The organism is Anabaena sp. UHCC 0204 (assembly GCF_009711975.1).
Taxonomy (GTDB): Bacteria; Cyanobacteriota; Cyanobacteriia; order Cyanobacteriales; family Nostocaceae; genus Dolichospermum.
Genome location: NZ_VIKW01000001.1, coordinates 258069 through 271909 on the forward strand (window position 1 = coordinate 258069; position 13841 = coordinate 271909).

Here is a 13841-nt window from a genome sequence, read left to right on the forward strand (position 1 = left end):
TACTATCTCTGTTTCCAAAATTTAATAGTTTTGTCTTTGCTACCGCTAATTAATATTTTTTCATTTGGAATAAAAGCAAGAGATGTAACAGCACTATCATGTTGCTTTATTTCATCAAAAGGAAGTAACTTTTTATTAGTGAAATCCCAAATTTTAATATAACCTTTATCGTCACCACTGGCTAATAAATTACCATCTGAACTGAATGTAATTGTGTTAATTATATCATTACCTAGATCACTAGAATTTTCTTCTTTCAAAATACTCCCTTCCTCATCAAGAAGATTCCATAATTTTATTTTATAATCATCCTCACCCACACTTGCTAAAATTTTACCATCAGGATTAAATGCTAAAGAATTAATCTTAAAGCCATTTTTTATTTTGTGAGCATTCAAAATTTCACGTTTTTCACATATAGTTAAATCTACTATTTCCCAAAAATATATATTTCCTCCACTATCGGAACTCGCAAAAGTTTTATTATCGCTACTAATTGCAATTGATGTTATTTGGTTACCACTCCAGTGCTTTTTATTATCATTTTCTTCTTGTGTTTTCCAATTAAACAATTTTATACTTCCATCTTTACAACCGCAAATAATTAAATCTTTATTGATAAATGATAAAGAAGTAATTCTATTATGATTACTACTTTCTATTAATATTGAATATATTTCTTTGCAATTATGATCATATATTTTAATGTAGTTACTGTTTGTTTCTACTATCCCCGTTGCTATATAATCGTTTTGACTAATTGATATAGGACTTTGATTATAAATATCTGGTATTACTTGTTGTCCAAATTCTAATATTTTTCCTCCAACAACAGGAATGTTATTGATTAGTTTTGAGGGAAAAATTTGATGTTTTTTTTCTAATTTAAATTTATTATTGTACTTTATATCTTCTCCATTTGTAACATCAAACGGAACTATAGCTAATGTTTGCCAAGTATCATCAAATCTTACAGCCAAAAAAGTACCTTGAGTAGAAATATCAAAATCATATATTTCGTGATCAAGATTTATTTTATGTAATAGATCCCATTTTTTCTGAGAAATGTCATCAATTTTTGGAGAATTTGTGTAAGGTTCTTGAATAATTAATTCAAAATATTCTGATTCTGATGGTTTTTCAAAACTTTGTAATTTTGAAGAAATTGTTGCTTGTGGATTACGCCATTGCCAAAATGTTTGATAAGGCTGTTTAATGTCATTATGAATTTTAGCAAAAATGTCTTCAGAAACTTTGATTTCTGTTAATGTACCCCTAAAAACAATACCTTCAATAAATTTAATTTCTCTACCAAAGGAATCTTTAATTTTACCATTTCCTTCTATTTCAATATCTTCATAAGTTGTTTCAACCACACGAAATACTAGCGTTAAATTACCCACAGCAGAATTATGGATTTGACGATATATTGCTTTTTTAGCTTCTGTGGTCTTTCCTCCTGCAACAGACTCAATTAAACTAGATACTCTAGCATCACACATAAAATCAGGAGCAACTATTGTTCTAAATCCGAGATTTTTACTACGACTAACTAGAAAAACCCAACCTTCTATTTTTTCCATACTATATTTTGTCATAATTTAATCTCTTGATTTAATCTAATTAATTTAATTGGTTAACTTAGAATATGGATGTTCATATTCTAATTTATTTACAAGCAACAAAAAACAACGAGTAGAATATTCTAAAGCAGTTTTTTCATTTTCAATTTTTACTAAAGCTTCTGCTTTTTTAGCTTTTAATTGTTCTGTTCTTTCTTTAGCTGCGGTTTCTTTATTGTATACAGATGTTTGCAAGTCTTGATCAATAAAATCAATAATATCTGTAAGTATTTCCTTTGAAAATTGAAATTGGGGAGGTAATTTAGGTGCTACTTTTTCCAGTATTGTTTTAGCAGTTGTACCAAAATATTTTTTTAGTTTATCCCATAAAGTTAAATTAGCTTTGACTTCTTGAATCTGTTCTTGAGATTTTTTGTTTTCCTCATTAATCATTTTTCTTAACTCTTCTTTTAGCTTATCAGGTAGAATACAAGCTATAGGTAATTCTATATTATAAGGTTTAGGTAGTTTTCCTGTTTTTTTCATACTACCATCGGTTTGTTGTTCTGCAAAACCTTTACCAACTGAACTAACAGGAATTAATCGAACAACACCTTTACCATGATCATTTCTATGATTTTCATTATTAATATCACTGTTATTACTCCGAGTCATAATAATATTGCGAAATTGATCTATTTCCAGCAAATGATTTCTAACTTCTTCTAGGGTGTATTCACCTTCTATTAAATCCCATTTACTAATAATAAAATGAATAGATTTATCTGTATTTTGCATTAAACTCAATACATTTCCTAATTCTTTAATTACCCATTTTCTAGCTGAATTTTCACCCTTAATATATGAAAGTAACTTTGAACCATCTATTAAACCTAATAAAACATCTGCGTTTTTTATTGTCTCATTAAATTTTTCAATATATGTAGTATCATCTTTACGATCTGTTAGTATTTCACCTGAATAATCTGTATACTGAAATTGACAAGCTGAATAAATACCTTTCGGAGTCTGTATTTTACAAGTAAATTTCAAGTTAGATATATCTACAATTTGTGTTGGTTCTGGCCATGTTTCGTCGGTAGCAACTTCAGTATAAATCTGATTTAGAATTATTCGTTGAGCATCATCTACCGCTAAAAAAAATCCTGATTCTCCCTGTGTTGAGAGTTTATGATACATACTCCCTAAAAACACAGTTTTACCTGAACCAGATGGACCCAAAATAACTACATTATAAATTGGTAGCATAAATTGTCTCTAAGTATTAATACAGTAATTCTTCGATTTTTTACCCCACGTTATATCTATCATCTTTTTTTATTATCTAAAAGACTGTTTAATACTGTGTTTTGTAATGAACTGTTAAGTAAATGTATTAAAATAGCTTAGAATGATGCGTAAAAATACGCTATAATTGCTGAAAACCTTATCATAATTTGATTTTATGGATGTTACAGAAATTTTACAATTTGCAGATCAATTGATCTTAAATGAAACAGGAAAACGTTTAGATGATCTGCAAAAAACTGTAATTACAGGAGTTTATGATGGAAAAACTTATGAAACAATAGCAGATGAATATCATCGCAGCGAAAGTCGCGTTAGAAGTGTTGGACGTAAACTATGGCAAATTTTATCGGAATCTTTAGGAGAAGATGTTAATAAGCATAATTTTTGTTGGACTATAGAAAGGGTTATTAATTCTCAGCTTGTTAATATTATTAATGGTAATATTCATTATTGCCATAATAATAAAGAATCTTCTGAAAATGCAGAACAAGGTATTAAAAATCAACTCTATCACGATTTAACCCTAGCACCCCAAATCATCAACTTTCATAACAGAGAAACCGAACTACAAACCCTTTCCTCCTGGATATTAAATCAAAATGCTCATTTAATTTCAATCTTAGGATTATCCGGTATTGGTAAAACCACACTGGTTAAAAGATTTATAGACTTACATCAACAAAAGTTTGATGCTATAGTTTGGAGAAGTTTAAAATTTCCTCAATCTCTAGAGTTATTACTTGATGATTTACTAAAACATCACAAATTAGACTCATTACCAACAATAAATGATAAATTAAAACAATTATTTGATCTTCTCACAAATAAAAAATGTTTAATTATCCTTGATGATTTACATAATATATTTATTCCTAGTCAATTCGCGGGAAAATATCAACCAGAATATCAAGATTATCAAACCTTATTCAAAATGATTATAGAAATACAACATCAAAGTCATGTGATTTTAATTAGTCAAGAACAATGTCCAGAAATGGAATGTTTAGATGAAGAATTATATCCTATTAAATCCTTAGAATTATCAGGAATAGAAAATATAGATATTCTCAAAAATACCGGATTAAAAAATGAGGATATTTGGTTCAAATTAATCAAATTATATGAAGGTAATTTACTTTATTTAAAAAGCATTAGTATATTAATCCATAAAAACTATGATAATCAAGTTGCTGATTTTTTAGCTGAAAATACTTTACATATTACCAATCAAATGCAGTCTCATTTTCAAGAGACATTTCACCACCTATCACCCCAAGAACAACAAATAGTATTAGAAATAAGTAAATTTGAAACCCTTATTTCCAGAGAAGAATTAAGACAAAGTTTAAATTTATCCTCAGTTGATTTTAATAATGGTTTACAGTCCTTACAACAACGGTATTTAATCACGAAAATCAAAGAAGATAAAATCCTGTTTAAATTGTCTCCAGTTTTTCAAGAATATGTGAGAAATTCATTGTTAACATGAAAAGCTAATAACTCAAGTTGCTTCCCTATTTTTATCCTGTTCATCCTTTAATCCTGGACATCCTGATTCAGACAATTTATTCACCAATTACCAATTACCTCACTAATTGCATAGCAGAATTAAAAAACTGCCGACATAAGCCTTTGGTAATTAAAATGATGGTTAACAAATTGGTAGCTGCAACCATAAAAATAAGTAAAATCTCGTAAGATACAGCCTCTAGTGGTGCGACACCAGCTAATAATTGTCCATTGGTAAAGGTTGGTATTGTTACCATCCCAATTAACATCATTTGGTTTAAAGTGGGAAGAAAGGCAGCACGAATGGCTTCTTTGCGGTAGGATTTAATAGCCTGTTGAGGAGTTGCACCCAAGCTTAGATGGGTTTCTATTTCTGTGGGAAATTGGTTAATGGTAGTAACTAGACGTTCTCCGGCTATTGCTGCTGCATTCATGGCATTACCTAGCAATATGCCAGCTAAAGGAATGATATAACGCGGTTCATACCATCTTTCCGGTTGAATAATTAAAAAATTGGTGTAAAGCAATGTTAAGGCAGTGCTGACAAAAATAGCTATCCATACTAAAGGTAAGACTTGAGGAATTTTTTGACTGATGCGGTTGCGAGTAATAATTGCAGTAATTGTCAGAATTATTGCTAAAATCCCCACTACTGCCCAAATATTATTAACTGCAAAAATGAAGTCAAAAATGTATCCTAATACAAGTAGTTGGAGGATAGTTCTACCAGTAGCTACGCTTAAATTTAATTCTAGTCCTAATTGCTCCCATGCTGATATCCCAATGGCGATCACCATTAAGCCAATAGCTAAAGCCAAATCTACCATATCCAGTTTGATTAGCTCTGGCATAGTTTGTCTACCTCTTTACAATTAAGAACTTTACAAACATAACTTTTGTATCTACAAATAAAATCAAAACTCATGATTAAAAGTGTAAATTCAATTCCTGCCTTTGATATTAAACAACAATACACCACCATTGAAGCGGAAGTAAGTGCTGCTGTGTTAGCGGTTCTGGCTTCTGGGCGTTATATTGGTGGTCCAGCAATTACAGATTTTGAACAACAGTTTGCAGCTTATCATGGTGTAAGTGAATGCGTAGCTTGTAACTCCGGTACTGATGCTTTATATTTAGCATTACGGGCTTTAGGAATTGGTGCTGGTGATGAAGTTATTACCACTCCATTTACTTTTTTTGCAACGACAGAAGTAATTAGTGCGGTAGGAGCAATACCAGTATTTGTAGATATTGATGCGACTACGTTTAATTTAGATGTAGAAAAAGTAGCAGCAGCAATTACACCAAAAACCAAAGCCATTATCCCAGTGCATTTGTTTGGACTACCTGTAGATATGACAGGATTAATGGAAATTGCGACATCTCATAATTTAGCAGTAATTGAAGATTGCGCTCAAGCTACCGGTGCAAGTTGGGAAAATAAAAAAGTTGGAAGTATTGGCCATGTCGGGTGCTTTAGTTTCTACCCTACCAAAAATCTCGGTGGTTGCGGTGATGGTGGGGCAATTACCACAAATGATCCAGCGATCGCTACTCAATTACGAGTTTTGCGAGAACATGGTAGTAAGGTGAGATATGTTCATGAAGAAATTGGTGTCAATAGTCGGTTAGATGCTATTCAAGCCGTAATTCTGCAAATTAAACTCCGCTATCTGGATTTTTGGAATTCTAGACGCAAGCAAATCGCTGAATATTATTATCAACACCTCAGCCAAGTTACCGACATCATCGTTCCTCAAGAATTTCCTGGTGGTATTGGTGTCTGGAATCAATACACTATTCGGATTTCTGGAGAAAGACGTAATGGTGCAAGTGGTAAATATCGAGATTCGGTAAAAAACCAAATGCAGGAACAAGGGGTTAGTTCCATGATTTACTATCCCTTACCCATTCATTTGCAACCAGTGTATGAAAACTTAGGTTATCACGCAGGACAATTCCCAGTATCAGAACAAGCAAGTCAAGAAGTTTTATCTTTACCCATGTTCCCCGAATTGGAACAGGAACAACTCGATAAAGTTATTGATACTTTAAAAAATTGTTTATCCTGAATAACTGGGGAGCAGGGGTGCAGCGGAGCAGAGGGGCAGGGGTGCAGGGGAGAAAAATATTAATCCTCCCTCTTGCCTCTTGCTTCTTACGCAAATGTCCGACTATTTGCAGTAGCTAAAGCTTCTACTAAACTACGCACAGCAGCAATCATCGCTATTTCGCTATTGAGTTGGTTAATAGCCGAACCGACACCAACACCAGCCGCACCGGAGGCGATCGCTAAAGGTGCAGTAACATTAGAAATACCAGAAGCACATAATACAGGCACAGAAACCGCACGGGCAATTTCATAAGCTGCGGCTAAAGTGGGAGCAGCTTTTTCAATTAATCCCAAAGTTCCAGGGTGAATAGGATTGCTGCTAGTACCACCTTCAGTTTGAATAATGTCAGCACCAGCTTTTACTAAATCTTCAGCTAGTTGTACCTGTTGGTCTAAAGTGAGAATATGAGGAACAGTCACAGACAGGGTAATTTCTGGCAACAAAGTCCGAGTTTGGCGAGTTAGTTCTAAAACCTCAGCCGCCTCAAATCTGCGTCCTTGGGCATAAAAAGAATCAAAATTACCAATTTCAATCAAATCAGCACCAGCAGCCACAGCAGTTACAAACTTTTCTGGTTCAACCGCAGATACACAAACAGGTAATTTGGTCAATCTTTTCGCCAACTTCACCAAATCCACATCAGCAGCAATATCCACAAAAGTAGCACCACCCAAATCAGCCGCTTTTACAGTCGCAGCCACACTAGCAGCATTGAAATTATTCAAACCACTAATTACCTTGAGTACAGGATGAGCGAATGCACGTTTGAGGCTAGGATACATAGTCATAATTTTTCTTTTGCAGCTTATTTCAGTAGGAACATTTTTACACGAAATATAGCAATCCTCCTTTGATTAGAAACATATATTAAGATTTGTTGACAAAATCTAGTTTTCATAGGTGAGAAAATCAAGGTTTTTTCTGATACTTGCCATTTATGCAAAATTCACGTGGATTTACCATTAAATTCTAGATTTAATCTGCTAAATGATGTATATTTTCTAGTAAATGTATTTTTGCGTATATAAGTTTAAAGTTTCTGAACCGATGAAATCTCAAAAACAATTACTACCTCGTCTCTTAGGACTTACTAGTTTACTACTAGGAGTTATCACAAACACAAATCAAAGTGTTTTTGCTCAACTTACTCCTGATGATACATTAAAAGTAGAAAATTCCGTTGTTAATCCTATTGATTCACTTCATAATCAAATCAATGGTGGTGCAACTAGAGGTACTAATCTATTTCACAGTTTTTCAGAATTTAATGTAGATGCAGGAAAAAGCGTTTATTTTGCCAATCCTGTAAATATTGAAAATATCTTAACTCGCGTTACTGGTGGTAATGTTTCCAATATTTTAGGGAGACTAGGAGTAGAAGGAACAGCGAATTTATTTTTACTAAATCCTCATGGTATTATCTTTGGACAAAATGCCAGTTTGGATATTCGGGGTTCATTTACTGCTACTACAGCCAACAGCATCAAATTTGCAGATGGTACACAGTTTAGTACCCAAACTCCTCAAAATACACCTCTATTAACTATCACTGCACCTATCGGGTTACAATTTGGCAGCAATCAGGGAAAAATTCAGGTACAGGCTAAAAATGGACTACAGGTACAACCAAATCAAACCTTGGCTTTAGTTGGTGGTGATATCAGCTTAGAAGGGACAAAATTAGGGACTGCTGGGGGAAGAGTAGAATTAGGTAGTGTTGCCGAAGCAAGTTTAGTTAACCTTAACTCCATTAACCAAGGATTTTATTTTGGTTATGATGGCATAAATAACTTTGGTGATATTCAACTTTCGGATGGTACAAATATTGATATCAGTAGTATAAATGGGGGAGGTGAAATCAGAGTAAATACCCGCAATTTACGAATGATTGAGGGTTCAAGGATAACATCTTTAAACTTAGGTGTATTATCTGGTGGATCAATGACTATTAATGCAACTGATACTGTAGAAGTCATTGGTACAGGGGAATTTGAACAAGCTTTTGGACAAGTGATCAATCCCGCAGCAAATCCCGCAGATCGTCGCAATGGCTTTTTTGCCATTAGTGTGGGGACTGGAAGTGGTGGGAATTTTGAGATGAATACTGATAAATTAATCCTTAAAAATGGAGCATTTATACTCATTTCTGCTTTTGGTAAAGGCAAAGGTGGGAATGTTGATGTTAATGCCTCTGGGTCAGTGGAAGTAAATGACTCTTTATTAGCAACAGGAAATCTTGCTGGTAGTAGTGGAGATGCTGGGAATATCAAGCTTAATACACAAAATTTGATTCTTGAGAATCGAGGACTAATAGGAACAACTTCCTTTGGCAGTGGTAAAGCAGGAGATATTACCATCAACGCTGTTGACTCAATAGACATGACAGGAGGTGAAACTTTTTCACAAATAATTATTGGTGCAGGTATCAACACTAGTATAAGCTCTTATACCTTTGGTGCTTCAGATGCTGGTGATTTCGAGATTAATACCAGGCAATTAAATTTACGAAATAAAGCACAAATTGGTAGTGCCACTTTTGCCGGAGGGAATGGGGGAAATTTGACAGTAAATGCCCACTCTATAAAATTGATTGGGACAAATCCTGTTCGTGATGTTCTACTTCAAACTGCCATTGCTACCTCAGCTGATCGAGGTTCACTAGGAAATTCCGGAAATTTAACAATTAATACTCACAGCTTGGAAATTCTAGACGGCGGATCTGTCGGTGCTGGTACACTTAGTTCAGGAAATGCTGGAAATTTAACAGTAAATGCCTCTGATATCCAAATAATTGGTACTAATAGCATTAGTTTTAGTAGTGGGTTATATGCTAACTCTACTTTGCTTGCCACAGGGGCAGCAGGAGATATAAAAATTAGCACTAATACCTTAAACATCCAGGATAGTGGTGTAATAACAACTACCACTGCTAATGGTAAAAGTGGTAATATTAATGTTAATGCTAACACTTTCACTGCTATCGGTGGTGGACAAATTCTCACCACTACATCAGGGAGTGCTAAAGCTGGAAACATCATCATGCAAGTAAGAGATAATATTACCTTAGATGGTGAAAAAACCGGACTATTTGCCAATACAGCACCAGGTTCAACAGGTGATAGTGGTAGTATTGATATTGACCCGAAAATATTTATAATTAGAAACGGTGCAGGAATAGGTGTAAATAGTCAAGGTAGCGGTAAAGGTGGAAATATTTCTCTGCAAGCTGGGACTCTGACATTAGATAATAAAGCCTTTATTACCGCCGAAACTATTAGTAATCAAGGAGGAGAAATAAATCTCCAAATTCAAGATTTATTATGGTTACGTCATGGGAGTAATATAACCGCTACCGCAGGTACAGCCGGGGCGGGAGGAGATGGCGGAAATATTAATATTAATGCTCCTTTTATTATTGGTTTTGCTAGTGAAAATAGTGATATCACCGCAAATGCTTTTCAAGGAAATGGGGGAAACATTAACATTACAACTAATACAATCTTTGGCTTAAAATTCAATCCCCAATTAACTGAATTTAGTGATATTACCGCATCTTCCCAATTTGGATTAAGTGGTCAAGTCACTATTAATAGATTAGATGTTGATCCTGCTAGTGGTTTAGCATCTTTACCTGTTAATTTACTTAATGCTTCTAATCAAATTTCTCAACGTTGTAAAAGGGGAAGATTAGCACGTCAATTAAATAACTTTAGCATTGTCGGACGAGGTGGATTACCATCTAATCCTCATAATTTATTGACTGATACAACTCCTTTAGTAGATTTGGTCGATGTATCTAGTGATAATGAAAAAAATAAACAAGATATAACACCAGTTGTTCTTAATAATCAATCTGTTAATATAACAAATCGGGTAATTCAGCAAGCACAAGGATGGACTATATCAGATGATGGTAAAGTAATTCTTACAGCAGAAGCACCCAACGCAATACTGCAAAGTTCTGTGTTAAATAAACCAGGTTGTCAAGTTTCTACTACAAGATAGGGATAATCAGTTTTGTGATCCATATTTTCACCAAATTGAAAAAATTTAATTTGACATTATTAGGACTTACGCAAAACAGAACGGAAGTAGGGGTAATTCATGAATTACCCCTACGCAAGAATCAGGTTTTGAGTTCAATCTTGCGTAAGTAGGTAGGTGGGAAAACTTATAACTATGTCATTGCGAGTGGAACGGAGTGGAACGCAGCAATCCCAAGAGTTTTGGGTAATTTACAGTTCGTTACATAGTTGGGTTGATTAGCATCTACCTACTTAAGTCCTAATTATATAAATATATTGCTGAGTTACGCTTTTAACGTATGCTTACGTACACATGACACATCCTCAGTACATGAAGTACACCCTCCTCATAAACCTAAAATTTGCTGTATATATAGAAAATTAGGATTTTGCAGTTAATTATCAATAAGTTTGTCTTGATAATTAACTGCAATAGTGCTAGTATCTGTATGTAAAATTACTGAACTATCTTAATCATTCTTTTACAGTTTGATTAGTATGTATTTTCACAAAGAAGAATATACAGCACTTCCCGGTGTTATGTGGTACTAGTAATTCTATAGATTGGTAATTGAGTAAGTATTCCGAATTATTTTGGATTCTTTCTCCTGTATTTTTTGATGTGTTTCCGTCTATTAAAAAAAATAAAGGTGTTTGACAAAAATGAAAAATCAACTAAATTCAAAAAGAATGAAAAAGTTAAATTACAGAATATTTAATGCCTTATTTTTTTCTATAGATTTGATAATTTTTATTCCTAATCTGTTATTACCAACCTATGCCCAAATAATTACACCCACAGAACCGACAGTATTACCAACTCCTCAACCTTTACCAGAAATCCAGCCCTTACCACCTCTAGAAGAATTATTGCCAACACCAGGGCAAATTCCATCAATTCCTCAACCATCATTAGAGGAAATTCCTGGAACAATAACAGTTACACAATTTGAAGTTATTGGTAGCACTGTTTTCAGTCAAACAGAATTAGCAAAAGTATTAGAACCTTTTACTAAAAAACCTATTTCCTTTGCTGAATTGCTCAAAGCTCAGGAAGCTATTGGCCAACTATATGTACAATCTGGATATATTACATCTGGAGCATTTATACCTCCCCAGGAATTAAAAGATGGGGTAGTAAAAATTGAAGTGATTGAAGGTGAAGTTGAATCAATTAATATTACAGGTTTACAAAGATTAAAAGCTGGTTATCTTCGCAGTAGATTAGGATTAGCAACCAAAGCTCCTTTAAATCAAAATCGGTTGCTCCAGTCTTTACAAATGCTACAACTTGATCCTTTAATTGCTAATTTATCAGCAGAATTAGCAGCAGGTTCTCGTCCGGGAATAAGTACATTAGAAATTAAAGTCCGAGAGGCTAAAGCGTTTTCTACTCAGCTAAGTATTGATAATCAGCGATCGCCTAGTGTTGGTACTATCCGTCGTCAATTGCAAATTAATCATAATAATCTTTTAGGATTTGGCGATCGCTTCCATATCGGCTATGTTAATACCGATGGTAGTAACTCCCTCGATGATCTTAGTTATTCATTCCCTATCAATCCCGCCAATGGAACTATTAGTTTAAGCTATAGTCAGACTAATAGTAATATCATCGAACAGCCTTTTAATACATTAGATATTCAATCAGAATCTCGCAACTATCAACTCACCTATCGTCAACCCCTCAAGCAAACACCCAATGAAGAAATTAGCATAGGTTTAACAGCATCTCGACAAGAATCTCAAACCTCGCTTTTAAATATTCCTTTTCCTTTATCTATCGGTGCAAATGAGCAAGGTGAAACTAAAATTTCTGCTCTCCGATTTTTTCAAGAATATACTCAAAGAAACAGTCAACAAGTATTTGCTCTCCGTTCCCAATTTAGTCTAGGAATTAATGCTTTCAATTCCACTATTAATGATCAAGCACCTGATAGTCAATTTATAACATGGCGTGGACAAACTCAATATTTACGTTTATTAACACCAGATACAACCCTATTATTGCGTTCTGATTTACAATTAGCTGATCGTCCTCTAGTCCCCCTCGAACAATTAAGTATTGGTGGACAACAAAGCGTCAGAGGTTATCGGCAGGATCAACTATTGGCAGATAATGGCCTATTTGCATCCGCAGAGCTACGTACACCAATCCTGAAAATTCCTCAGTGGCAAACTACAGTTCAATTATCTCCCTTTTTCGATTTTGGTACAATTTGGAATCACTCTAATTCTGAAGTTGAAATTCTCAAAAAAACCTTATCATCTGTAGGTTTAGGTTTACGCTTCTTAGTTGGTAACAACTTTAACGCTAGAATTGATTGGGGTATACCTTTAGTTAATCTAAATACAACTGGAAATACATTACAAGAAAATGGTATTTATTTCACAGTTGAATATAAACCTTTTTAATTATTACTGTGAAGAAAAAACCACAACTATTTACATTCTTAAAAACTGGAATATTTCCTAAATCAATTGGTAGAACACTCAATAAAATTTTAGGCGATATATCTTGGAATGCAGACGAAGAATTTATCAAAAAAAATAAAATCTCTCGACAAGAAACAAGTATCGCCGTCAAATTTTTATTAATGCTGATTATTATTCCCCTTTTGACTCACCAATTATCTAAACGTATACTCATCATCCCCATACTAGAAGGAATTAGAAGTGAAAATACGACTCAAGTTTTTCTGAATAATGAAATGGAAGAAAAAGCAATTCATGACTTGAAAATCTTTGCAGCAAAACTAAAATTTAAAAGTCTTTTAACTTCAGCACCACAAATTTCTCCAGAATATATAGAATTGGAGATTAAAAATAAAGCTCTGTCACTGGCATCAGAATTTACCAAAAAAAGCACTAATGCTATTAGTAATATATTTGCTGATATCATATCATCAATTAGTTTTGCCTTAGTAATTTTCTTTAGTAAAAAAGATATTATTGCCGTTCAGAACTTTATTGATAAAATTGTTTATGGCTTAAGTGATAGTGCTAAAGCTTTTTTGATTATCTTATTTACAGATATATTTGTGGGTTTTCACTCACCACACGGGTGGGAAATTATTCTCGAAGGATTCGCAACCCACTTAGGTTTACCAGCTAGTAGAAATTACATATTTATCTTTATCGCTACATTTCCTGTAATTTTAGACACCATATTTAAATACTGGATATTCCGTTATCTTAGTCGCTTGTCACCTTCTGCATTAGCTACTTTGAAACAAATGGATGATTAATACTTTAAAAAAGCAGTCAGGAGTCAGAATTAATTAGCCATGGATTTTAATCCCCTACTAATTAAAGATCCC

Annotated in this window: 9 protein-coding genes; 5 read left to right on the forward strand and 4 right to left on the reverse strand. The window is 33.7% G+C overall.

Features of this window, described 5'->3' with window-relative positions:
- Positions 1-2: 2 nt before the first annotated feature.
- On the reverse strand, positions 3-1598 hold the full coding sequence (locus FJR04_RS01180; protein ID WP_168491014.1) for a WD40 repeat domain-containing protein: 1596 nt from the start codon (positions 1596-1598) through the stop codon (positions 3-5).
- Between the two features lie 30 nt (positions 1599-1628).
- A complete protein-coding gene (locus FJR04_RS01185) occupies positions 1629-2804 on the reverse strand; it encodes a hypothetical protein (RefSeq protein ID WP_168491016.1) in 1176 nt (391 codons plus the stop codon).
- A gap of 223 nt (positions 2805-3027) precedes the next feature.
- Between FJR04_RS01185 and FJR04_RS01190 the strand changes: the two genes are divergently transcribed.
- Positions 3028-4362 (forward strand): NB-ARC domain-containing protein, encoded by a 1335-nt coding sequence (locus FJR04_RS01190; RefSeq protein WP_168491018.1) that lies wholly within the window; start codon positions 3028-3030, stop codon positions 4360-4362.
- 94 nt (positions 4363-4456) lie between these two features.
- Here the strand turns inward: FJR04_RS01190 and fetB are convergent, their stop codons facing one another.
- Positions 4457-5233, reverse strand: coding sequence for an iron export ABC transporter permease subunit FetB (gene fetB / locus FJR04_RS01195; RefSeq protein ID WP_168491020.1), 777 nt, complete (start codon positions 5231-5233; stop codon positions 4457-4459).
- Positions 5234-5305: 72 nt separating this feature from the next.
- Here fetB and FJR04_RS01200 point away from each other — a divergent pair, with 72 nt between their 5' ends.
- On the forward strand, positions 5306-6454 hold the full coding sequence (locus tag FJR04_RS01200) for a DegT/DnrJ/EryC1/StrS aminotransferase family protein (RefSeq protein ID WP_168491022.1): 1149 nt from the start codon (positions 5306-5308) through the stop codon (positions 6452-6454).
- A gap of 86 nt (positions 6455-6540) precedes the next feature.
- Here FJR04_RS01200 and FJR04_RS01205 read toward each other — a convergent pair whose 3' ends face one another.
- The gene (locus FJR04_RS01205) at positions 6541-7284 is read right to left on the reverse strand and encodes a DUF561 domain-containing protein (RefSeq protein WP_168491023.1); all 744 of its coding nucleotides are present in this window, start codon (positions 7282-7284) and stop codon (positions 6541-6543) included.
- 259 nt (positions 7285-7543) lie between these two features.
- On the opposite strand from FJR04_RS01205, the gene FJR04_RS01210 reads away from it, so the two are divergent.
- From FJR04_RS01210 to FJR04_RS01220, 3 genes are all read left to right on the forward strand, one after another.
- On the forward strand, positions 7544-10501 hold the full coding sequence (locus tag FJR04_RS01210; RefSeq protein ID WP_168491025.1) for an S-layer family protein: 2958 nt from the start codon (positions 7544-7546) through the stop codon (positions 10499-10501).
- Between the two features lie 710 nt (positions 10502-11211).
- A complete protein-coding gene (locus FJR04_RS01215) occupies positions 11212-12936 on the forward strand; it encodes a ShlB/FhaC/HecB family hemolysin secretion/activation protein (RefSeq protein ID WP_168491027.1) in 1725 nt (574 codons plus the stop codon).
- An 8-nt stretch (positions 12937-12944) separates the two neighbouring features.
- Positions 12945-13769 carry a CemA family protein gene (locus tag FJR04_RS01220; RefSeq protein ID WP_371418243.1) on the forward strand — a complete coding sequence of 275 codons (825 nt, stop codon included), beginning with the start codon at positions 12945-12947 and terminating at the stop codon, positions 13767-13769.
- The last annotated feature ends 72 nt before the right edge of the window (positions 13770-13841 follow it).

Coding starts and splice junctions, on each gene's coding strand:
- FJR04_RS01180 (WP_168491014.1), bottom strand. CDS start 1,598: ATGACAAAATATAGTATGGAAAAAATAGAAGGTTGGGTTTTTCTAGTT.
- FJR04_RS01190 (WP_168491018.1), top strand. CDS start 3,028: ATGGATGTTACAGAAATTTTACAATTTGCAGATCAATTGATCTTAAAT.
- fetB (WP_168491020.1), bottom strand. CDS start 5,233: ATGCCAGAGCTAATCAAACTGGATATGGTAGATTTGGCTTTAGCTATT.
- FJR04_RS01200 (WP_168491022.1), top strand. CDS start 5,306: ATGATTAAAAGTGTAAATTCAATTCCTGCCTTTGATATTAAACAACAA.
- FJR04_RS01205 (WP_168491023.1), bottom strand. CDS start 7,284: ATGACTATGTATCCTAGCCTCAAACGTGCATTCGCTCATCCTGTACTC.
- FJR04_RS01210 (WP_168491025.1), top strand. CDS start 7,544: ATGAAATCTCAAAAACAATTACTACCTCGTCTCTTAGGACTTACTAGT.
- FJR04_RS01215 (WP_168491027.1), top strand. CDS start 11,212: ATGAAAAAGTTAAATTACAGAATATTTAATGCCTTATTTTTTTCTATA.